Below are 20,058 nucleotides of genomic sequence, written 5' to 3'. Positions count from 1 at the left end.
CGCTGTGTCTGATATGGCCAACAACCAAGGCGCAATTGCCAGTGGGCAACCGCCGGCGCGACGGAACAACAGTGAACGCATATGCCTGCAGCGCCACGCATCGGCAGCGCCCGCTTGGCCGTTGCGGCGCCGTGTGACGGCGCGCTTACCCGGCCATGTGTTCTTCGGCGATCCAGGCGCGCAGGCGTTGCCGGTGCGGCTCGGACATGGTCAGGAAGCGGAAGCCCGCCCAGGCCTGCCCGGGTGCGTGTGCGGCTTCGGACCATAGCAGGTGCACGCCGACATCGATCTCGGTCGCGCGGCCAACCCGCTCGGGCAGGGAGAAGCGCAACTGGTACAAGGCGTCGTCGTGCAGCGGCACCGAGGCCAACAACAGCATGCCGGTTTCGGACACATTGCCGACCCGGCCGATCTGCGCCTCGCTGAGCATGTCGATGACCGGCAGCAGGTCGGTTGGCTGGCGGCGCGGTGCACGGCGGGTGTCCTGGATCATGGCTGGGCCTCGGCAACAGGCGACTGGCCGGCCAGGCTGCGCAGCGTGCGCACGGTGGCATGCCAGGCGCGATCGATCAGACGCGATTTTTCTTCCACCACCAAACGTGCCTGCCCACCGGCCATCAGCCGCGCCAGGCTGTCCAGCGAGTGCTCGCCAACCTTCTGCCCGCGCTGGTTCACGAACAGCGCGTTGCCGGTCATCGGGCTGTACCAGGACAGGCGTTGCCGGCGCAGGTCGCCTTGCTGGTTGACCACGAATTCGAACCAGGTGCCGAACGGCAAGCTGCGCACCTGCAGGTAGCACTCCTCTTCGGCAGGCGTGCGTGGCGTGGCCGCCTGCTTGCGCGGAGCGTTGTCGCCCTGCTCGCCAAGCCGCGCGCGTGCCTTGAGCTTGGCGGCAAGCTCGGTGCGCGAGGTCACCTCGTCCTCGCCACCGGGCGTGGACAAGCGCCGTGCGATCGCCGCTGCTTCGTCGTGGTGATACCCCACCTGCAGCAACGCGGTTTCCACGTCGGTGCCCAGTGCGATGTCGGTGGGTTGGCCCTTGCTGAGGCAGGTGACCTCGCCAATGCGTGCGGTCAGCGCCTGGCGCTCCTCCCATTCGGGCGACTGCTCGCCCTGCCGCAGCAAGGTCAGCGTGAGCACGTCCGACCAGGCCTGGCGCAGCAGCGATTGCACAAAGCGCGGTGGCGCGCTTTGTTCGCACAGCTGCTCGATGCGCGCTTGGGCCTGCTGCTTGGCAGATTCCAGTCGCTCCTTCCCGCGCGCAGCATCCACATGCCGCCGCTCGGCCACCTCGGCCTTGCGCGCGAGGGTGCGCAGATGGGCCTGGATGTCGTCGTTGGCCGCGGCGAAAACAGCCTCGTCGCCTTGATAGTCGTGGACGATCTTGTCGACCGCGCTGCCCAGCTTGTGCAGCAGTTGCGGGTCGGCATCGTCCTCGCCCAGCCACACGGCCCCGGACTCGGCAACGGTGTTGAGCAATTCGCGCACCGGGTGCTGGTCGCGCACGAAAAAATGCGCATCGGCCAACGCCGCGCGCACCACCGGCACCTGCAACTTGGCAAGCAGCGCCTGGGCGGGAGCTTGCTCACGCACCTCGCGCTGCATCTGCGCATACAGCAGGCCGAGCAGGTCGAAGGTGTCGTTGTCCTGCGGCGATAGTGTGGCATCGGGGCCGTGCTGACGGCGCAGCACTTCCAGCACCTGCCGCTGCAGCGCATCGATGCCGGATGCCTGTGGCGTTGCTGCCGCCTGCGTGGCCAGCGCACCTTGCAGGCTGGCCAATGCATCGCCAAGCGCTGCCTTGGGCACCGCAACGGCCGCACTGTGCTGCGATGCCTGGGCCACCGCGGCGAGCGAGCTAGGAGAGGGCGCCGTGATCTGGTGATGGGCGGGCGCCCTCGCGCCTGCGTGGCTTGCGTGTGCCGCTGCCTGCGACTGCCGTGCCGACGCCATCAAGCCGCCCAGCGCCTGGACTGCGTCGCTGAGCGCCGGCGACAGTGCCTGCGCAGGCGGGGCGATTGCCATTGCTGGTGGCGCGGCAGCGGGATCCAGCAAGGCGCTCTGCCACGCCGTCGGTGCGGCTTGGCCTGCCCAGCCGGTGGCCGGTCGCGGCGTGCGCGGGCCCGCACCAGGCGTATTCGGTGCGACAGCGTCCTTCGACCCATGCGCCGCTGCCGGTGGCGCACGCCGCGTCTGCACCTGCGTGGGTTTGACCAGATACGGGTGATAGATCAATCCCGGCAGGATGCCTTCCTGGGCCAGCGCGCTGTTGGCACTTTCGAACAGGTCGCCCAGTCGGTCCATCACCTGGCGCTCGAACACCTTGTACAGCGTCAGCTGCCCATCCAGGTTCAGCCCCAGCGTCTGACCGCACTGGCGCACGATGCGGCACAGCGCGTAGGGACCAAGCGGCAATTCTTCCAGCTCGAATTCGGCCACCGCACCGATCACCGCCAGGCGCTGCGCCAGCAGGTGCAGGGCATCGGCGCGCCGCGAGGTTTCGCGGCGTGCGATGTCGCTCAAGACAATGTCGCGGTCGATATCGGTGTCTTCGACCAGGGTCAGCATCTGTGCTGGCGCAGGCGCATCGGTCAATGGTGTCAGCACCGGGCGCTCACGCAGGCTGGCCAGCGCTTGCGCCAGTTCCTGCAGGAATGCCTGCGGGAAGCGGTCGATGTGGTCGCGCAGGCCGCGCATCTGTGCGTAGGTTTCGGCCTGGATCTGGCTATTGCGTGCATGCTCGGCCTGATGCAACAGCTCGCGTTCCAGCTCGACGACGGTCAGTCGCAGCGGTCCGCTCAACGCCTGCACGCAGTGCGCGTGCAGCATGCCGAGCAGTCGCCGGCCACGCGCGGATACCGGCGCATCGGCAATCGGGCCGCTAACTGCAGGTTGCATGGGAGACACGTGCATGGACATCCGGGGGAGGCTGGCTTGGTTCGAAGCGTGAGCTATGTAGCATGTTTTTTCGCTGACCGCGCGGCATCGGCCCGCGCCGGCGTGTCCGGCCCGCGATGTGTCAGCCAGTGGTCATGCGGGCCTGCGCCAAGTGCGTATGGCCGATGCCCCGGTTCTGCCGGCGCGCCCCAATCCGCTCACACCCCTCGCGCACGCGCGTCAGCCAGGCGTGGATGGCGCACGGTGCGCAAGGCGGTACATGCCGATGCCAAGCGCCCGACCGCGCCGATCTGGCAGTAAACGCAGCTCTTCGCTGCGCTTAGACCAGGAACAGCTCGACCACATCATTGGTAAAGCGCCGACCCAACTCGGTCGGCACCACGCGCCCGTCCTGCTGGGTCATCCAGCCCTGTGCCACCGCGCGCGCCAGCGGCGCTTCGATGACGCTGGCCGCAAGGCCAGTGGAAGCCTCGAAATCGCTTAGCCGGAAGCCCTCATGCAGGCGTAGCAGGTTGAGCATGTATTCGAACGGCAGCCGTTCGCTCGGCACGATTTCGTCCCCGCCGATGGATGCGGCGGTACCGGCGCTGGCCAGATAGCTCTGCGGATGCTTGTGCTTCCAGCGCCGTAGCACGTGCTGTTCGGCCCCGGAACTGATCTTGCCGTGCGCGCCCGCACCGATGCCCAGGTAATCGCCGAACCGCCAGTAGTTAAGGTTGTGCGCGCACTGTCGCCCCGGCCTGGCGTACGCGCTGACTTCGTATTGGGCGTAGCCGGCGTCGGCGAGCAGGCGTTGGCAGTGCTCCTGGATATCCCAGGCGGCATCGTCGTCGGGAATGCCCTTGGGCGGCCGCGCGAAGAACACCGTGTTCGGCTCCAGCGTGAGCTGGTAATGCGACAGGTGCGCCGGCTGCAGCGCGAAGGCACGCTCCAGGTCGTGCTCGGCCTGCATCAGCGTCTGCTCGGGCAGCGCGTACATCAGGTCGATATTGAAATTATCGTAGCCGGCGTCTTGCGCCAGTTTGATCGCGCGCTCGGCCTCGGCGCTGTCGTGAATGCGGCCAAGTCGCTGCAGCGCCGCATCGTCGAAGGTCTGCACGCCGAAGCTCAGGCGGTTGACGCCCGCAGCGCGGTAGTGCTCGAAACGGCCGTGTTCTGCGGTACCGGGATTGGTTTCCAGGGTGATTTCAAGGTTCGGCGCAAAACGCAGCCGCGCCGCCGCTGCCTGCAGGAAGCGGTCGATCGCCTGCGGCGGAAACAGGCTGGGCGTGCCGCCGCCGAAGAACACCGAGTGCACCACGCGACCCCAGACCAATGGCAGGTCCGCATCCAGATCGCAGATCAGCGCGTCCACGTACTCCTCGAACGGCAATGCGCCCTTGGCCGCATGCGAATTGAAATCGCAGTACGGGCATTTGCGCACGCACCAGGGCAGGTGCACGTAGAGCGACAACGGCGGCGGAATCAGCTGGGGCATTGCGCGAGGTGTGCCTTACAACGACAGCGCATGCAGCTTGTGCTGCAACGTGGCCAGGGCCACCGCGCGATGGCTGAGGCGGTTCTTCAACGCGGTGTCCATCTCCGCCGCGGTCAGTCCATACACCGGATCCAGAAACACCGGGTTGTAGCCGAAACCGCCATCGCCGCGCGGTTCGGTCGTGATCACCCCTTCCCAGCTGCCTTCGGCGATCAGCGGCTGCGGATCTTCCGGATGCCGCAGCAACACGATCACCGCATAAAACCGCGCGCTGCGGCGATCGCTCGGAACCTCGCGCATCGCGTCGAGCAACTTGGCGTTGTTGGCCAGCGCGTTGGTGGGGCTGCCGGCATAGCGCGCGCTGTACAGACCGGGTGCGCCATCCAATGCATCCACGATCAGCCCCGAGTCATCGGCCAGCGCCGGCAAGCCGGTCACCGCGCTGGCATGACGTGCCTTGATCAACGCGTTCTCGACGAAGGTCAGGCCGGTTTCCGGCACATCTTCCACGCCCAGCTCGCCTTGCGCGACGATGCGCAGCGGCAGGTCGGCGAGCATGGCGCGCAGTTCTTCCAGTTTGCCGGCGTTGCCGCTGGCCAGGACCAGTTGTTTCATCGTTTGGGCTCCAGCAGATCCCACTTGGTGCCGTACAGATCGCGGAAGACTGCCACCGTGCCGTACGGCTCTTCGCGCGGGGTTTCCAGAAATTCCACGCCGAACGCCTGCATGGCCGCGTGGTCGCGCCAGAAGTCATCGGTGTAGAGAAAGTGATCCACCCGCCCACCGGTCTGATCGCCGATGCGCGCGCGTTGCGCGGCGTCGGCCGGCTGCGCCAGCAGCAGGGCGGCATCGTCTGCACCGCCCGGGCCGATCACGACCCAGCGCTTGCCATCCTCGAGCGGGCGATCCTGCAGCACGTGGAAACCCAGCGCGCCGGTGTACCAGGCTATGGCCGCATCGTAGTCGGCAACCAGCAAGGTGGTCAGGGCGATGCGGCGGCTCATCCGGCCAGCGCAGCGCGTTGCAGTGCGAACAGCTCGCCCATGCCCTTTTCGGCCAGGGCCAGCAGCGCGTTGAGTTCGTCGCGACGGAAGGCGTGGCCTTCGGCCGTGCCCTGCAGCTCGATGAAGCCGCCGCCGTCGTTCATCACCACATTCATGTCGGTATCGCAGTCGCTGTCTTCCGGGTAATCCAGGTCCAGCACCGGTTCACCACGATAGATGCCGACCGACACCGCAGCCACCGCGCCGATCAGCGGGTGCTTCTTGATGTCGCCGCGCTTGATCAGCAGGTTCACCGCATCGGCCAGCGCCACGTACGCGCCGGTGATGGCCGCGGTGCGGGTGCCGCCATCGGCCTGCAGCACGTCGCAGTCCAGGGTGATGGTGCGCTCGCCCAGCGCATTGCGGTCCACGCAGGCGCGCAGTGCACGGCCGATCAGGCGCTGGATTTCCAGCGTGCGTCCGCCCTGCTTGCCGCGTGCTGCTTCGCGGTCGGAACGGGTATGGGTGGAGCGCGGCAACATGCCGTATTCGGCGGTGACCCAGCCTTCGCCCTTGCCGCGCAGGAAGCCCGGCACGCGGTTTTCCACGCTGGCGGTGCACAGCACGCGGGTGTCGCCGAAGCTGACCAGCACCGAGCCTTCGGCATGGCGGGTGAAGGCGCGTTCGATGCGCACCGGGCGCAGCTGGTCGGCCGTGCGGCCGCTGGGACGGGAAAAGGTCATGCAATGAGTCCGGAAGTCGGGAGGTGGGTCTGGCGCCACTGCGCAGCGTGCAGGCAGGCGGCGAGGGCGGCTAGGGTACCATTCGCGCTTTGACGGCACGGGATTGACGATGATCCGAAGCATGACTGCGTTCGCTGGCAGCGAACGCATCACACCCTGGGGCACGCTCGCTTGCGAGCTGCGCTCGGTCAACCACCGCTTTCTGGAAGTGGGTGTGCGTCTGCCCGAGGAATTGCGTGCGCTGGAACCGCTGCTGCGCGAGCGCGTGGCGGCGAAAAACAGCCGTGGCAAGTTGGATCTGACCCTGCGCCTGCGCGCGCCCGACAATGCGCAAACGCTGGCGGTCAACGAGTCGCTGCTACAGCAGTTGGGTGCGCTGGCCACGCGGCTGGATGGCATGTTTCCCAAATTGCAGGTTGGCTTCACCGACCTGCTGCAGCTGCCCGGCGTGCTGCAGGTGCAGGACGTGGATGCCCCCGCGTTGCAGGCACAAGCGCTGGCGTTGCTGGAAGAAGTAGTGAGCAGCTTCGTGATCGCGCGCGAGCGCGAGGGCGCCAAGCTGGCCGAGGCGATCAGCGAACGGGTGGATGCCATCGAACGCATCGCTGCCGAGGTGCGCTTGCTGATTCCGGTGATTCGCGAAGGTCAGCGCGCCAAGCTGGCCGCGCGCCTGGCCGACCTGCCGCATCCGGTCGATCCGGGGCGTGCCGAGCAGGAGCTGGTGCTGCAGAAGCTGGATGTGGACGAGGAGCTGGACCGCCTGTCCAGCCACATCGCCGAAATCCGCCGCGTGCTCACCCAGCGCGAGCCGGTCGGTCGCCGCCTGGACTTCCTGCTGCAGGAATTCAACCGCGAAGCCAATACGCTGGGCTCCAAGTCGGTGGACAGCCGCACCTCCAATGCCGCCGTGGATCTGAAGGTGTTGATCGACCAGATCCGCGAGCAGGTGCAGAACATCGAGTAGCTGGGAGTGAAGATTCGGGATTCGGGATGTGGCAGCTGCCAGTTCCGGATGTCTGCGGGCTGCGGCCAATCCCGGTAGCATGTCGACCCCGGTGGTACCGGTCCGCAGTCTGTTCGCGAAACCCGACTCCCCAATCCCGAATCCCTGACCCTATGCGCGGCACTCTCTATATCGTTGCGGCCCCCTCCGGCGCCGGCAAGAGCAGCATCGTCAACGCCACCCTGGCGCGCGACCCCAAGATCGCCCTGTCGATCTCGTTCACCTCGCGCGCGCCGCGGCCGGGCGAACGGCATGCCGAGCACTACCATTTCGTCTCCGCCGACGAGTTCCAGGGCATGATCGAGGCGGGCGATTTCTTCGAATACGCGCTGGTGCATGGCGACTGGAAGGGCACCGCGCGGCAGTCGGTGGAGCCGCAGCTGGCCGCCGGTCACGACGTCCTGCTGGAGATCGACTGGCAGGGCGCACGCCAGGTGCGCCAGAAGGTGCCCGATGCGGTCAGCGTGTTCATCCTGCCGCCGTCGCGCCAGGCGCTGGACGAGCGCATGCGCAAGCGCGGGCAGGACAGCGAGGACGTCATGGCGCAACGCCTGGCCGCCGCCCGTGAAGAGATGCTGCATTTTGAAGAGTTCGATTACGTGATCATCAACGAGACCTTCGATACGGCGGTTTCGGAGATGTGCGCCATCTTCACCGCCAGCCGGTTGCGGCGGCAGGCGCAACAACAGCGGCACGCCGGATTGATCCAGGCGCTGCTGGATTGAGCGCAGCTGGCAGGGTAGGGCTGCTTTACCCGGCAGGCGCCGCTGCCGTGCCCACAGCATCTACCACGCGTGGACGACGGTTCTGAACGCGCCGGCTGCACAAGCGATCGCCAAGACGGTTTTCCGTCCGCTCCAAGCGACTCAAACCGCTGATTCCAAAGGAAACTGAATGGGTGGCGGTTGCTGTGGCGCCGGTCGGGGCGTACACTCCGTCCCCTTTCCCTCATTCGATGCGCGGCCGTTGCTGGTCGCCGGGAGCCCGCATGGCCCGCATTACCGTAGAAGATTGCCTGGAAGTCGTGAACAACCGTTTTGAGCTGGTCATGATGGCCTCCAAGCGCGCCCGTCAGCTCGCCAACGGCGTGCAGCCGCTGATCGAGAATGCCGACGCCAGCGACAAGCCCACCGTGATGGCACTGCGCGAGATCGCCGCACGCCGGATCGACAACGCGCTGATCGATGAAGTCGAGAAGGCCGAACGCGAGCGCGCCGAGCGCGAAGCGCTGGAATGGGCCGCCGCCGAAGTGGTCGCCGACGAAGACATGTCCAAGAACGACGATTGATTTCCAGCATTGCTGCGATCGATCAGAACAGCCCGCCTCGATGCGGGCTGTTTTCGTTTTCGGTCCCGGCAATACGCCTGCGTGTGCAAATGTTTGCCGAGACTGCACGGCTGGCATAGTCTTCCGGCATGAACCCAGGCCCCACTGCCCAGGCGACCGTCGTGACGTCTCCGTCTTCCGACCAGGCCATCCCCGACTACGTCCTGCATCTCGAGCGCGCGGCCAGCTACCTGCCCAAGGAGCAACTGCCGATCCTGCGCCGTGCCTGGGAAGTGGGCGCCAGCGCGCATGCCGGGCAGACCCGCAAGTCGGGCGAGCCGTACATCACCCACCCGGTGGCGGTGGCTGGCGTGCTGGCCGAACTGGGCCTGGACATGGAATCGCTGATCGCGGCGATCCTGCACGACACCATTGAAGATACGCCGCTGACGCGCGAAGAACTGGCGTCCGAGTTCGGCGAAGCGGTGGCCGAGCTGGTCGATGGCGTGACCAAGCTGGACAAGCTCAAGTTCCGCGACCGCCAGGAAGCGGCGGCGGAAAGTTTCCGCAAGATGCTGCTGGCGATGTCGCGCGATCTGCGCGTGATCATGATCAAGCTGGCCGACCGCCTGCACAACATGCGCACGCTCGGCGCCCAGAGCACCGAGGCACGCGGCCGCATCGCACGCGAAACGCTGGAGATCTACGCACCCATCGCGCAGCGGCTGGGCATGAGCCTGATCAAGTCCGAATTGCAGAACCTGGGCTTCCGCGCGTTGTATCCGTGGCGCCACGCCATCATCGAGAAACACATCCGTAGCCAGCCGGTGGTGCGGCGCGAATCGATGGCGCAAGTGGAAGTGCAGCTGTCCCAGCGCCTGGCCAAGGAAGGGCTGGAGCATCGGCTGGTCAGCCGCATCAAAACGCCCTGGAGCATCTATTCCAAGATGCACGAAGAGAACAAGTCCTTCGACCAGGTGATGGACGTGTTCGGCTTTCGCCTGGTGGTGCGCACGGTGGCCGATTGCTATCACGCACTCGGCGCGGTGCATGCCAGCTTCAAGCCGCTGGACGGGCGCTTCCGCGATTTCATCGCGATCCCCAAGGCCAACGGCTACCAGTCGCTGCACACCGTGCTGTTCGGACCGTACGGCTCGCCGATCGAAGTGCAGATCCGCACCGAAGAGATGGATCTGATCGCCGAACGCGGCGTGGCGGCGCACTGGACCTACAAGGTAGGTTCGGCCTCGCCCAACAGCGCGCAGAGCCGTGCGCACGACTGGATCGTGGAACTGATCGATTCGCAGCGCGCCGCCGGCTCGTCGCTGGAATTCCTCGACAACGTCAAGGTCGACCTGTTCCCCGACGAGGTCTATCTGTTCACGCCCAAGGGCAAGATCCTGGCGTTGCCGCGCAATTCCACCGCGCTGGATTTTGCCTACGCGGTGCATACCGACGTGGGCAATCGCGCCGTGGCCTCGCGCGTGGACAAGAAGCTGGTGCCGCTGCGCACCAAGCTGGTCAGCGGGCAGGCGGTGGAGATCATCACCGCACGCTCGGCCACGCCCAAGCCGCAGTGGCTGGAATTTGTGGTCAGCAGCAAGGCGCGCACCGCCATCCGGCATCAGCTCAAGCAACTCGAGCACGAAGATGCCGTGCAGTTGGGCCACCGCATGCTGGACCGCGCGCTGGAAGCGATGGACTCCTCGCTGGAACGGCTGCCCAAGGGTCGCCTGGACGCCTTCCTTGCCGAGCACCGCTACCCGCGTCTGGAAGCGCTGCTGGCCGATGTGGCGCTTGGCAACTGGATGCCCAATCAGGCCGCGCAGGCACTGATGGCTTACGCAGAATTGCGTGGCGGTGGCCTGTCCAAGCATTCGCACGAGAAGATCCTGATCGACGGCAGCGAGCGCGGCGTGATCAGTTTCGCCAATTGCTGCCAGCCGATTCCCGGCGACGAAATCATGGGCTACCACACCGCCGGCAAGGGCATCGTGGTGCACCGCCTGGACTGCCCGAACCTGGCGGAACTGCGCAAATCGCCCGAACGCTGGGTGCCGATCGACTGGGACTCCAACGTGACCGGCGACTACGACACCGCGCTGGTGGTCGAAGTGGAAAACCGCACCGGCGTGCTGGCGCAGCTGGCGGCCGCCATCGCGCAGAGTCAGTCCAATATCGAGCGCGTGGACTATCTGGACCGCGACTTCAACGCAGCCGTGCTGCGCTTCAACATCCAGGTGCGCGACCGCCGCCACCTGGCCGAGGTGATGCGTCGGCTGCGCCGCCTGCATGTGGTGCAGAGCGTCGGACGCCAGTAGCGTCTGGCGCGCTCGCGCAACAGTCGAGCAAATCCGCACAAAGGCCTAAACTGCAGCAACCCTTTGCAGTGGAGCGTCCATGTCACAGATCATCCATACCGACCAGGCGCCTGCCGCCATCGGCCCGTATTCGCAGGCCGTGCGTGCCGGCAACACCGTGTATTTCTCGGGGCAGATCCCGCTGGACCCGGCCACCGGCGAGATCGTGCCGGGCGACATCGGTGCACAGGCGCGCCGTGCATTCGACAACCTCAAGGCGGTGGCCGAAGCGGCCGGCGGCTCGCTCGACAAGATCGTGCGCCTGGGCCTGTATCTGACCGACCTGGGGCAGTTCGCCGCCGTCAACGCGGTGATGCAGGAATATTTCCAGGCGCCGTTCCCGGCGCGTTCGACCATCGAAGTCTCCGGCCTGCCCAAGGGCGCAGGCTTCGAAGTGGATGCAGTGATGGTGATCGAGTGATCCTGCGCCGCTGATCGGCCGTGTCGCGCACGCGCGTCGTCACGCCCAGCCTGGCCGTCGCCGGCCAGGCCCGGCTGTCCAGCCTGCCCGGTGTCGGCCCGAAAGTGGCCGACAAGTTCGCTGCGCGCGGCATCCTCAGCGTGCAGGACCTGTGGCTGCATCTGCCGCTGCGTTACGAAGACCGCACGCGCTTGACCACCATCGCGCAGCTGCAAGGTGGCGTGCCGGCGCAGATCGAAGGACGTGTGGAGGCAGTCGAGCGCGGCTTCCGCTTCCGGCCGGTGCTGCGCGTGGCAGTGTCCGACGCATCGCACGGTACGCTGGTGCTGCGCTTCTTTCATTTTCGTGCGGCGCAGGTGGCGCAGTTTGCGGTCGGCACGCGGGTGCGGGTATTCGGCACACCCAAGCCCGGCCAGCACGGCTGGGAAATCGTGCACCCCAGTTACCGCGTGCTCGCGCCGGACGAGGATGCCGGGTTGGGCGACAGTCTGGATCCGGTGTATCCGGTGCTCGAAGGCGTTGGCCCGGCGACGTTGCGCAAGCTCATCGGCCAGGCGCTGGAGCGTCTGCCGCCCGAAAGTGCGCTGGAATTGTTGCCGCCGCACTGGCTGCAGGACGAGCGACTGCCCTCGTTGCGCGCGGCGTTGCTGACCATGCATCGGCCGCCGGTTGGTACGGATCCACAGCAGCTGCTCGCCGGAGGCCACCCGGCCCAGCAACGCCTGGCGATCGAGGAATTGCTGGCACATCAGCTCAGCCTGCGCCGGCAACGCATCGCGTTGCAGCGTCTGCACGCGCCCAGCCTGCCCGGCAACGGCATGTTGGTGCAGCAGTTGCGCAAGGCGCTGCCGTTCCAGCTGACCGGCGCGCAACAACGCGTGTTCGAGCAGATCGCGCATGACCTTGCGCAGCAATCGCCGATGCTGCGGCTGGTGCAGGGCGATGTTGGCAGCGGCAAGACCGTGGTTGCTGCGCTGGCGGCGATGCTGGCGGTGGAGCGGGGCAAGCAGGTCGCACTCGCCGCGCCTACCGAACTGCTGGCCGAGCAGCACCTCGCCAATCTGCGCGGCTGGTTGGAACCGTTGGGCATTCGCATCGTCTGGCTGGCAGGCAAGGTCACCGGCAAGGCGCGCGCTGCAGCGATGGCCGAGGTCGCCTCCGGTCAGGCGCAGGTCGTGGTCGGCACGCATGCGTTGATGCAGGAAGCGGTGGTCTTCCACGACTTGGCGTTGGCCATCATCGACGAGCAACACCGCTTCGGCGTGCATCAGCGCCTTGCGTTGCGCGACAAGGGAGCGGCGGCGGGCAGCGTGCCGCATCAGCTGGTGATGACTGCCACGCCCATTCCGCGCACGTTGGCGATGTCGGCTTACGCAGATCTGGATGTTTCGGCCATCGACGAACTGCCGCCTGGCCGCACGCCGGTGCAGACGATCGTGCTGAGCGCAGAACGCCGCCCCGAATTGGTCGAACGCATCCGCGCCGCCTGCGCCGAAGGGCGCCAGGCGTACTGGGTGTGCACCCTGATCGAAGAAAGCGAAGAACCCGGCAAGGGCGCGCAAGGCCAGCAAGGCGGTCCGCCACGCATCGAAGCGCAGGCCGCCGAAGTTACCTTCGAGACCTTGTCGGCGCAGTTGCCGGGCGTGCGGGTGGCGCTGGTGCACGGCCGCATGAAGCCGGCCGAAAAGCAGAAGGCCATGCTGGATTTCAAGCAAGGCCGCAGCGACCTGCTGGTGGCCACCACCGTGATCGAAGTCGGCGTGGACGTGCCTAACGCATCGTTGATGATCATCGAAAACGCCGAGCGGCTGGGCTTGGCCCAGTTGCACCAGTTGCGCGGTCGGGTCGGGCGTGGTGCAGCTGCCTCCAGTTGCGTGCTGCTGTACCAGGGGCCGTTGTCGATGATGGCGCGCCAGCGCCTGGAGACCATGCGCCAGACCAACGATGGTTTCGTGATCGCGGAGAAGGATCTGGAGTTACGTGGCCCGGGCGAATTGCTGGGCACCCGGCAAACCGGCCTGGCCAGTTTCCGCATTGCCGATCTGGCACGCGACGCCGGCCTGTTGCCGCGCGTGCAGGTATTGGCCGAGCGGCTGCTGGACGAAGCGCCGGAAATCGCCGACCGCGTGGTCGAACGCTGGATCGGCGGTGCGGTGCGGTATGCGGCCGCTTGAGCGGCGGGGATTCGGGAGTCGGGATTGGGGATTGGTCAAAGCGGGGTTGCTGCGACCTGCACGTTCCGGGAATTCGCGCGGCTCGCCGATCCTTGCGGAGATGCCACAACGAATCCCGAATGCCCAATCCCGAATCTCATGACAAAAAGAATACCGCTGCTGATCGATACCGACCCTGGCGTGGATGACGCGTTGGCGCTGCTGATGGCCTTCAACGACACCCGCCATGAGGTGGTCGGCCTGACCATCGCCGCCGGTAACGTGGGCTTGCAGCACACCGTGCGCAATGCCTTGAAGGTCTGCGAGATCGCTGGCCGTACCGATGTGCCGGTCTACGCCGGCTGCCCGCAGCCGTTGCTGCACCCCTCGGTGGATGCGGCGCACGTGCACGGTCTCGACGGATTCGGCGATGTGGGCCTAGCACCGGCCAAGCGCACTGCCGAGGCCGAACACGCCGCGCTCGCCATCCTGCGTCTGTCGCACGAGCACGCCGGCAAGCTGCTGCTGGTGGCGCTCGGCCCACTGACCAATCTTGCCCTGGCACTCACCCTGGATCCGACCTTGCCGCAGCGCGTCGCGCGGCTGGTGGTGATGGGCGGGGCGTTGACCGGGCACGGCAATATCACCGCTGCGGCCGAGTTCAATATCGGTTTCGACCCGGAAGCGGCGCATATCGTGTTCGGCGGCTTTCCGCAGTTCGACGTGGCCGATTGGGAAGCCACTATCGCGCACGGCCTGCTGCACCGGGACGTGGAGCAATGGCTGGCGGCCGATTCTGGCCGCGCCCGGTTCTACGAGGAAATCTCGCGCAAGACCCGGCTGTGGTCCGAAGACAGCCGCGGCGAGTACTGGTATGCCGCCGACGCGCTGGCGATGGCGTTCGCACTGCACCCGGAAGGCGCGCAGCGGCTGGAGCGGCGCCCGGTACACATCGAACTGTCCGGTGCGCATACCCGTGGCATGACCTTGGTGGACTGGAACCGGCAGGGCGGGGCGCCCGACAATGCCAATCTGCTGCTGGCCTATGACCTCCAGCAGTTCTATGGGCTGGTAGGGGCCGCCCTGGCGGCGAACTGAGGCGACCTTGCGCCGGCTGCCTGGGCGCAGCTATAATGCCCGGCTTATCCAGGCAGCCCGGCGCCAAGTCCATGAAAGATAACGTTCATCCCAACTACAAAGACGTCGTCTTTCACGACGTGACGTCCGATTTCAAGATTCTGACCCGTTCCACCATGACCTCGAAAGAGACCGTGAGGTGGGAAGACGGCCAGGAATACCCGCTGATCAAGGTGGAAATTTCCTCGTCCTCGCACCCGTTCTATACCGGCAAGCACAAGGTGATCGACACCGGCGGCCGTATCGACAAGTTCCAGAAGCGCTACGCGCGCTGAACTTGTAGGACGGGCTGTACCGGCAGCGGCCGCGCATTGCGCGGCCGTTGTTTTTTGGGGCGCTGAACGCCCCGCCTGTATGCCTGGCGCAACGCGTCTACGACTTCTGTCCAAGCGACGGCCAAAATGCTGCTGTGCGATAATGGCCTGATCCGAGGCGATGCCTTGGACTTCCATCACGTGCCTGCCCATGTGGGATCAGGCGCCTTCCACTGAAGGAGCGTACACAGTGTCCGATCTTGATCAGGTCACGCTCAACGCCGGCGACAAGTCGGTCGTTCTGCCGGTTCTCAAGCCCACGCTTGGCAATGATTGCGTCGATATCTCAAAGCTGACCAAAGAAACCGGTCTGTTCACCTACGACTCGGGCTTCACCGCCACCGCCAGCTGCAAGTCCGCCATCACCTATATCGATGGCGACAATGGCGTGTTGCTGTATCGCGGTTACCCGATCGAACAGCTGGCCGAAAAGTCCAGCTTCCTTGAGGTCTCGTACCTGCTGATGAACGGCGAACTGCCGACGGCGGACGAATTCAAGAAGTTCGACCACGAAGTGACGCATCACACGATGATGCACGAGTCGCTGAAGAACTTCCTCGGTGGTTTCCGTCATGACGCGCACCCGATGGCCATGCTGGCCGGCTCGGTCGCCTCGCTGTCGGCGTTCTACCACGACACCCTGGACCTCAACGATCCGGAGCAGCGCCGTCAGGCTGCCATCCGTCTGATCGCCAAGGTGCCGACCTTGGCAGCTGCGGCGTACCGTTATTCGATCGGCTGGCCGATCCGCTACCCACGCAACAACCTGAACTACGTCGACCGCTTCCTGCACATGATGTTCGAGGTGCCGAGCGAGCCGCTGGAGATCAATCCGGTCGTTGCCAAGGCCCTGGACCTGCTGTTCATCCTGCACGCCGACCACGAGCAGAACGCCTCGACCTCGACCGTGCGTCTGGTCGGTTCGACCGGCGCCAATCCGTATGCGTCGGTCGCCGCCGGCATCACCGCGCTGTGGGGCCCGGCACACGGCGGCGCCAACGAAGCGGTGCTGAAGATGCTCGAGGAAATCGGCACCGCCGACAACGTCGAATCTGCCGTGGCCAAGGCCAAGGACAAGAATTCCTCGTTCCGTCTGATGGGCTTCGGTCACCGCGTCTACAAGAACTTCGATCCGCGCGCCAAGATCATCCGTGAGATGACCCACAAGGTGCTGGGCGAGCTGGGCGTCAACGACCCGCTGCTGGAAGTGGCGTTGAAGCTGGAAGAGGCCGCGCTGAAGGACGACTACTTCGTGCAGCGCAAGCTGTACCCGAACGTCGACTTCTACTCGGGCATCATCTACAAGGCGCTCAATATCCCGGTGGAAATGTTCACCGTGATGTTCGCCATCGCACGCACCGCAGGTTGGGTGTCGCATTGGCTGGAGCAGCAGGTCGACCCGGAGATGAAGATCGGCCGTCCGCGCCAGATCTACACCGGTTACGACAAGCGCGATTACACCGACAGCGCCAAGCGCTGATCGGTCCACGCGTACCTGCGTAAACAAACGCCCCGCATTGCGGGGCGTTTGCATTTGAACAGTTGCGCGGCGGTCGATCTTCCAACAACGCTTGCCGCTGCCGCTGCCGCTGCCGCTGCCGTGGCGATTGGCAACCGGCGACCGGCGACCGGCGACCGGCGGCGCATGGCACAACGGTTCGTCCGGCAGTGGCGAGGTCCGAGTAAAGCGACCGCGGTGCAGTGGCTTCGTGACGCGATTTAAATGAAGTGCAGAGCTCGCCCGCACAGGCAAGCCGCGTCACATGATCGACTCAGCGCAGCAGTGCTGAGCCGTCGGAACCGTCGCCGTCTGTCAGCAACTGTCGCACCTGCGCGGCCGACGCCCGCGGCATCGGCTTTTCGTCCAGCTGCGATAGCGGCGCCTGCCGCAGCGCGTCGTAGGGCAGCACGGTGAGATCGAAGGTGAGGTCTTCGGCGCTGAACAGCCACACCGGAAACTCGCCGTTGCGCTCGCGATCCAGGCGCAGCCGGCGCGTGCGCGACTCGGCCGGAATGCGGTGTTCTTCCAGAAATCGCTGCACGGCATCGGCATCGTCGCTGTGCAGCTGCAGGTGCACCGGCGCATTGGCGTCGGACCGGCGCATTGGCGTCGGCGGTGCCGTCCAGCACCGGGCCGGTCAGTCGTGGCTGGAAGGGGCTGAGAAAATCAAGCGCCCGCAACGCGGCTTCGCGACGTTGGCGCAGACGCGCGCCATGCGCAGGTCCGGCGAACAGGCGCTGGTACTCGCGCAACGCATCTTCGATCTCGCGATTGCGTGGTAGCGAAGCATCGTCGTGAATGCCGAGCCGGCTGGCAGCCTTGAGCTTGGCTTGATGAAAATCGCGGATGCCGCCTTCGGCCATCAGGCGTGCGGCTTCGTGCGCCAGACGATGGCGACGTTCCCGGGTGCGTGTATCGGCGTGCGCGCGTGCGTGGTGCATGACCGGGCTCCCCTAATGAACCTGATCTGGACTCTACAACAGCTGCATGAAGACATGGCGAATGCGTCATGTCATTGCAAAGGAACGATCACGTAGCGGTGACCGGATGGTCCAGGCGCGGATATGCACGGGCGAGGCGCACTGCGCGTGCAATCTCGGTGGCGGGCAGGCGGGCACTGCGCCGAACCGGTAACAATGCCGCCAGCGATCCACCAGGCTTGCCATGGCCGGCGCGCATTCAATCGGTGGCAAAAAAAATTGGGGAACCGAACAGCCATGCCGTTCCGATTCCCCAATCCCAATTTCCGAATCCCGGCTCTCAGAAAATGTCGAACGCCTTCTCGTCCTGCTGTTCCTGCAGGCCGTAGTCGTAATCCTGCAGGCGGTCCAGATCTTCGTTCTTCACCCATTCGACCGCGCCATTGATGGTGGCCTGGGTCATGCCGTCGGGCGGGTCGTTGGCGGCGATCGGCTTGTCCTTGAGCGCCACGCGCATGTAGTCGATCCAGATCGGCAGCGCCGCCTTGCCACCGTATTCGCGATAGCCAAGCGAGCGGAAGTCGTCGCGGCCTACCCACACGGTGGTGACGTAGGGGCCGCCAAAGCCGGAGAACCAGGCGTCGCGGTGCTCGTTGGTGGAGCCGGTCTTGCCGCCCACGTCCTCGCGGCCGAGTACCTTGGCCGCGGTGCCAGTGCCGCGCTGGACCACGTCGCGCATCATCGACACCAGCTGGTAGGCGGTGCGCTCGTCGATCGCGCGCGGCGCGATCTTGGTCTGCGCGGCTGCAGCAGGGGCGGTCTGTGCCGGCGCCGCGGTGGCCGTGGCCGGTGCGGCAGGCGGTGTTTCCGGTGCCTGTGCGCCGAAGTTGAAGCCATCCACGACCTGGCTCACGGGCGCCACATTGCCGCCTTGCAGGGCGCAGGTGCGGCAGGCCACCGCCGGCACTTCCTTGAAGATGACATTGCCCTCGCGGTCTTTGACCTCATCCACAATCCAGGTATCTACCCGTGAGCCGCCATTGGCAAACACCGCATAACCGCGTGCCACAGACAGCGGCGTCAGCGAGGCGGTGCCCAGCGACATCGACAGGTTGGGCGGCAACTCGGCCTCCTGGAACCCGAATTGACTGATGTATTTGCGTGCGAAATCGACGCTGATCGCATCCAGTAGGCGTACCGACACCAGGTTTCGCGACTGCACCAGCGCCTCGCGCAGGCGCATCGGCCCGCGGAAGCCGCCGCCATCGTTCTGCGGCGACCAGGTCTTGCCGCGCCGGTCGCGGAACACCACCGGCGCGTCCAGCACGATCGAGGCCGGGTTGAAGCCCTTTTCGAATGCGGCGGCGTAGACGAACGGCTTGAAGCTCGATCCTGGCTGGCGCCGTGCCTGGGTGGCGCGGTTGAACTTGTTGCCCGCAAAGCTGAAGCCGCCCACCAGCGCACGCAGGGCGCCGCTGTTGGCATCCAGCGACACCAACGCCGCCTGGCCGCGCGGCAACTGGTCGATGATCCACTCGCCGTCTTTTTCGCCGGCGCGAATGCGGGTCAGGTCACCGCGGGTCAGCAGCTTGGCCGGGGTCTTGCCGGTCCAGCGGCTGGCACTGGCGGGCAGGGTCAGTTCGGTCTTGTCGCTCTGCACGACCGTGACTCCGCCATCGGGATTGGTGCGCGCCACGATCACCGCACGCAGTCCACCCTGGGTGAACGCGCCTGCCAGGTGCTTGGCCAGCGCGGGCGCGTCCACATCGGCGGCCACGTCGAAGTGCTGCTCGACGCCATGCCAGCCATGGCGATGATCGTAGACCCGCAAGCCGTCGGCGACCGCCACGTCCGCACCGGTCTGCAGGGTCGCATCGATGGTCGTGGTGACGTGGTAGCCCTTGTTGAGCACATCGCCGCCGTACTTGGCGATCATTTCCTGGCGCACCAGCTCGGCCACGTAAGGGGCGTACACCTCCACCGGCGGCTCATGCGGCTTGGCATGCATGGGAACCGCCTTGGCGGCGTCGGCTTCGGCCTGGCTGACAAAGCCCAGGTCGGCCATGCGCTGCAGGACGTAATAGTCGCGACGCTCCTGCGCACGCTCAGGGTTACTGATCGGGTTGCCGCTGGACGGGAACTTGGGGATGCCGGCCAGCGAGGCCATCTCGTCCAGGCTCAATTCGCTCATCTTCTTGCCGTAGTAGTACTCGGCAGCGGCCCCGACGCCATAGGCGCGGTTGCCGAAGAAACTCTTGTTGAGATACAGCTCGAAGATCTCGTCCTTGCTCAGCTCACTTTCGATCTTGCGGGCCAGCAGGATCTCCGCCAGCTTGCGGGTGTAGCTGTACTCCGAACTCAGGAAGAACTGCCGCGCCACCTGCTGGGTGATGGTCGAACCCCCCGGCACGCGCTTGGCGTCGGTGGTTGTCAGCAGCCATACCGCGCGGGCGATGCCCTTGTAGTCCACACCGCCATGCTCGTAGAAGCGCGCGTCCTCGGTGGCCAGGAAGGCCTGCTTCAGGCGCAGCGGCACGTCCTTCATCTGGATGGGGTAGCGCCGGGTCTCGCCATACACGGCCATGAGCCGGCCATCGCTGGAATAGACGTACATCGGCTCCTGCAGCTCTACCTGCTTGAGCGATTGAACGTCCGGCAACTTCGAGGAAATGGCGTAATACAGGCCGCCGGCAGCAATAGCGCCAAGCAGTGCGAGCACGACGATCGTGGCCAGGATCCAGCCCAGCCAACGGCGAATACGGGGCATGTAAGAGAGATTCCGATTGCAGATTTCTTGGTCACAGAGTATAGATGACGCCGAGTTTGGCTGGGGCCGAACTCTGGGGATCGCAGAAGACAGCACTGGGGTCGCGTCGCCGGG

The 20,058-nt window shown here is 65.7% G+C and carries 17 protein-coding genes and 1 pseudogene; 10 read left to right on the top strand and 8 right to left on the bottom strand.

All coding sequences use genetic code 11. The features are described 5' to 3' along the window. Positions 1-145: 145 nt before the first annotated feature. From FLG15_RS16810 to rph, 6 genes are all read right to left on the bottom strand, one after another. A complete protein-coding gene (locus tag FLG15_RS16810) occupies positions 146-493 on the bottom strand; it encodes a PilZ domain-containing protein (protein WP_017156859.1) in 348 nt (115 codons plus the stop codon). Further along, positions 490-2,919: a DUF1631 domain-containing protein gene (locus FLG15_RS16805; protein WP_057678145.1), complete on the bottom strand. Its 2,430-nt coding sequence runs from the start codon at positions 2,917-2,919 to the stop codon at positions 490-492. Before FLG15_RS16805 ends, FLG15_RS16810 begins: the two co-directional genes overlap by 4 nt. Before the next feature lie 298 nt (positions 2,920-3,217). Then, positions 3,218-4,375, bottom strand: a complete 1,158-nt coding sequence (hemW, locus tag FLG15_RS16800; RefSeq protein WP_057678146.1) for a radical SAM family heme chaperone HemW — start codon at positions 4,373-4,375, stop codon at positions 3,218-3,220. Between the two features lie 15 nt (positions 4,376-4,390). Next, on the bottom strand, positions 4,391-4,990 hold the full coding sequence (gene rdgB / locus FLG15_RS16795; RefSeq protein WP_057678147.1) for an RdgB/HAM1 family non-canonical purine NTP pyrophosphatase: 600 nt from the start codon (positions 4,988-4,990) through the stop codon (positions 4,391-4,393). Further along, positions 4,987-5,379, bottom strand: a complete 393-nt coding sequence (locus FLG15_RS16790; RefSeq protein WP_017156863.1) for a VOC family protein — start codon at positions 5,377-5,379, stop codon at positions 4,987-4,989. The genes rdgB and FLG15_RS16790 overlap by 4 nt, the downstream gene beginning before the upstream one ends. Next, positions 5,376-6,101 carry a ribonuclease PH gene (rph, locus tag FLG15_RS16785; protein ID WP_008575825.1) on the bottom strand — a complete coding sequence of 242 codons (726 nt, stop codon included), beginning with the start codon at positions 6,099-6,101 and terminating at the stop codon, positions 5,376-5,378. Before rph ends, FLG15_RS16790 begins: the two co-directional genes overlap by 4 nt. Before the next feature lie 109 nt (positions 6,102-6,210). On the opposite strand from rph, the gene FLG15_RS16780 reads away from it, so the two are divergent. The 9 genes from FLG15_RS16780 to FLG15_RS16740 all read left to right on the top strand — a co-directional run bounded on the left by FLG15_RS16780 (position 6,211) and on the right by FLG15_RS16740 (position 16,236). Then, complete coding sequence (locus FLG15_RS16780; RefSeq protein ID WP_150146840.1) at positions 6,211-7,065, top strand: YicC/YloC family endoribonuclease; 855 nt, start codon at positions 6,211-6,213, stop codon at positions 7,063-7,065. Positions 7,066-7,217: 152 nt separating this feature from the next. Next, the gene (gene gmk / locus FLG15_RS16775) at positions 7,218-7,829 is read left to right on the top strand and encodes a guanylate kinase (protein ID WP_005996765.1); all 612 of its coding nucleotides are present in this window, start codon (positions 7,218-7,220) and stop codon (positions 7,827-7,829) included. Between the two features lie 263 nt (positions 7,830-8,092). Continuing rightward, the gene (gene rpoZ, locus FLG15_RS16770; protein ID WP_002812428.1) at positions 8,093-8,392 is read left to right on the top strand and encodes a DNA-directed RNA polymerase subunit omega; all 300 of its coding nucleotides are present in this window, start codon (positions 8,093-8,095) and stop codon (positions 8,390-8,392) included. Positions 8,393-8,520: 128 nt separating this feature from the next. Then, positions 8,521-10,692: a RelA/SpoT family protein gene (locus tag FLG15_RS16765; protein ID WP_008575831.1), complete on the top strand. Its 2,172-nt coding sequence runs from the start codon at positions 8,521-8,523 to the stop codon at positions 10,690-10,692. A gap of 79 nt (positions 10,693-10,771) precedes the next feature. Further along, the gene (locus FLG15_RS16760) at positions 10,772-11,152 is read left to right on the top strand and encodes a RidA family protein (protein ID WP_005911914.1); all 381 of its coding nucleotides are present in this window, start codon (positions 10,772-10,774) and stop codon (positions 11,150-11,152) included. A gap of 20 nt (positions 11,153-11,172) precedes the next feature. Further along, positions 11,173-13,326 carry an ATP-dependent DNA helicase RecG gene (recG, locus tag FLG15_RS16755; protein ID WP_057678150.1) on the top strand — a complete coding sequence of 718 codons (2,154 nt, stop codon included), beginning with the start codon at positions 11,173-11,175 and terminating at the stop codon, positions 13,324-13,326. A gap of 138 nt (positions 13,327-13,464) precedes the next feature. Further along, on the top strand, positions 13,465-14,403 hold the full coding sequence (locus tag FLG15_RS16750; RefSeq protein WP_057678151.1) for a nucleoside hydrolase: 939 nt from the start codon (positions 13,465-13,467) through the stop codon (positions 14,401-14,403). 71 nt (positions 14,404-14,474) lie between these two features. After that, on the top strand, positions 14,475-14,717 hold the full coding sequence (locus tag FLG15_RS16745; RefSeq protein ID WP_057680147.1) for a type B 50S ribosomal protein L31: 243 nt from the start codon (positions 14,475-14,477) through the stop codon (positions 14,715-14,717). 229 nt (positions 14,718-14,946) lie between these two features. Then, positions 14,947-16,236, top strand: coding sequence for a citrate synthase (locus tag FLG15_RS16740; RefSeq protein ID WP_003486167.1), 1,290 nt, complete (start codon positions 14,947-14,949; stop codon positions 16,234-16,236). A 292-nt stretch (positions 16,237-16,528) separates the two neighbouring features. On the opposite strand, the pseudogene FLG15_RS16735 reads toward FLG15_RS16740, so the two are convergent. Then, a pseudogene (locus FLG15_RS16735) lies at positions 16,529-17,120 on the bottom strand (hypothetical protein). Between FLG15_RS16735 and FLG15_RS23560 the strand changes: the two are divergent. After that, a complete protein-coding gene (locus FLG15_RS23560) occupies positions 17,052-17,294 on the top strand; it encodes a hypothetical protein (RefSeq protein WP_342344121.1) in 243 nt (80 codons plus the stop codon). The pseudogene FLG15_RS16735 and the gene FLG15_RS23560 overlap by 69 nt on opposite strands. 223 nt (positions 17,295-17,517) lie before the next feature. Here the strand turns inward: FLG15_RS23560 and FLG15_RS16730 are convergent, their stop codons facing one another. Continuing rightward, entirely contained in the window at positions 17,518-19,944 is a 2,427-nt protein-coding gene (locus FLG15_RS16730) for a penicillin-binding protein 1A (protein ID WP_057679440.1), read from the bottom strand. Positions 19,945-20,058: the final 114 nt, after the last annotated feature.

Source organism: Xanthomonas phaseoli pv. dieffenbachiae (genome assembly GCF_008639345.1).
Taxonomy (GTDB): Bacteria; Pseudomonadota; Gammaproteobacteria; order Xanthomonadales; family Xanthomonadaceae; genus Xanthomonas; species Xanthomonas phaseoli.
The sequence above is the reverse complement of the archived record's forward strand: the minus strand, read 5'-3'. Positions and strand labels throughout refer to the sequence as shown.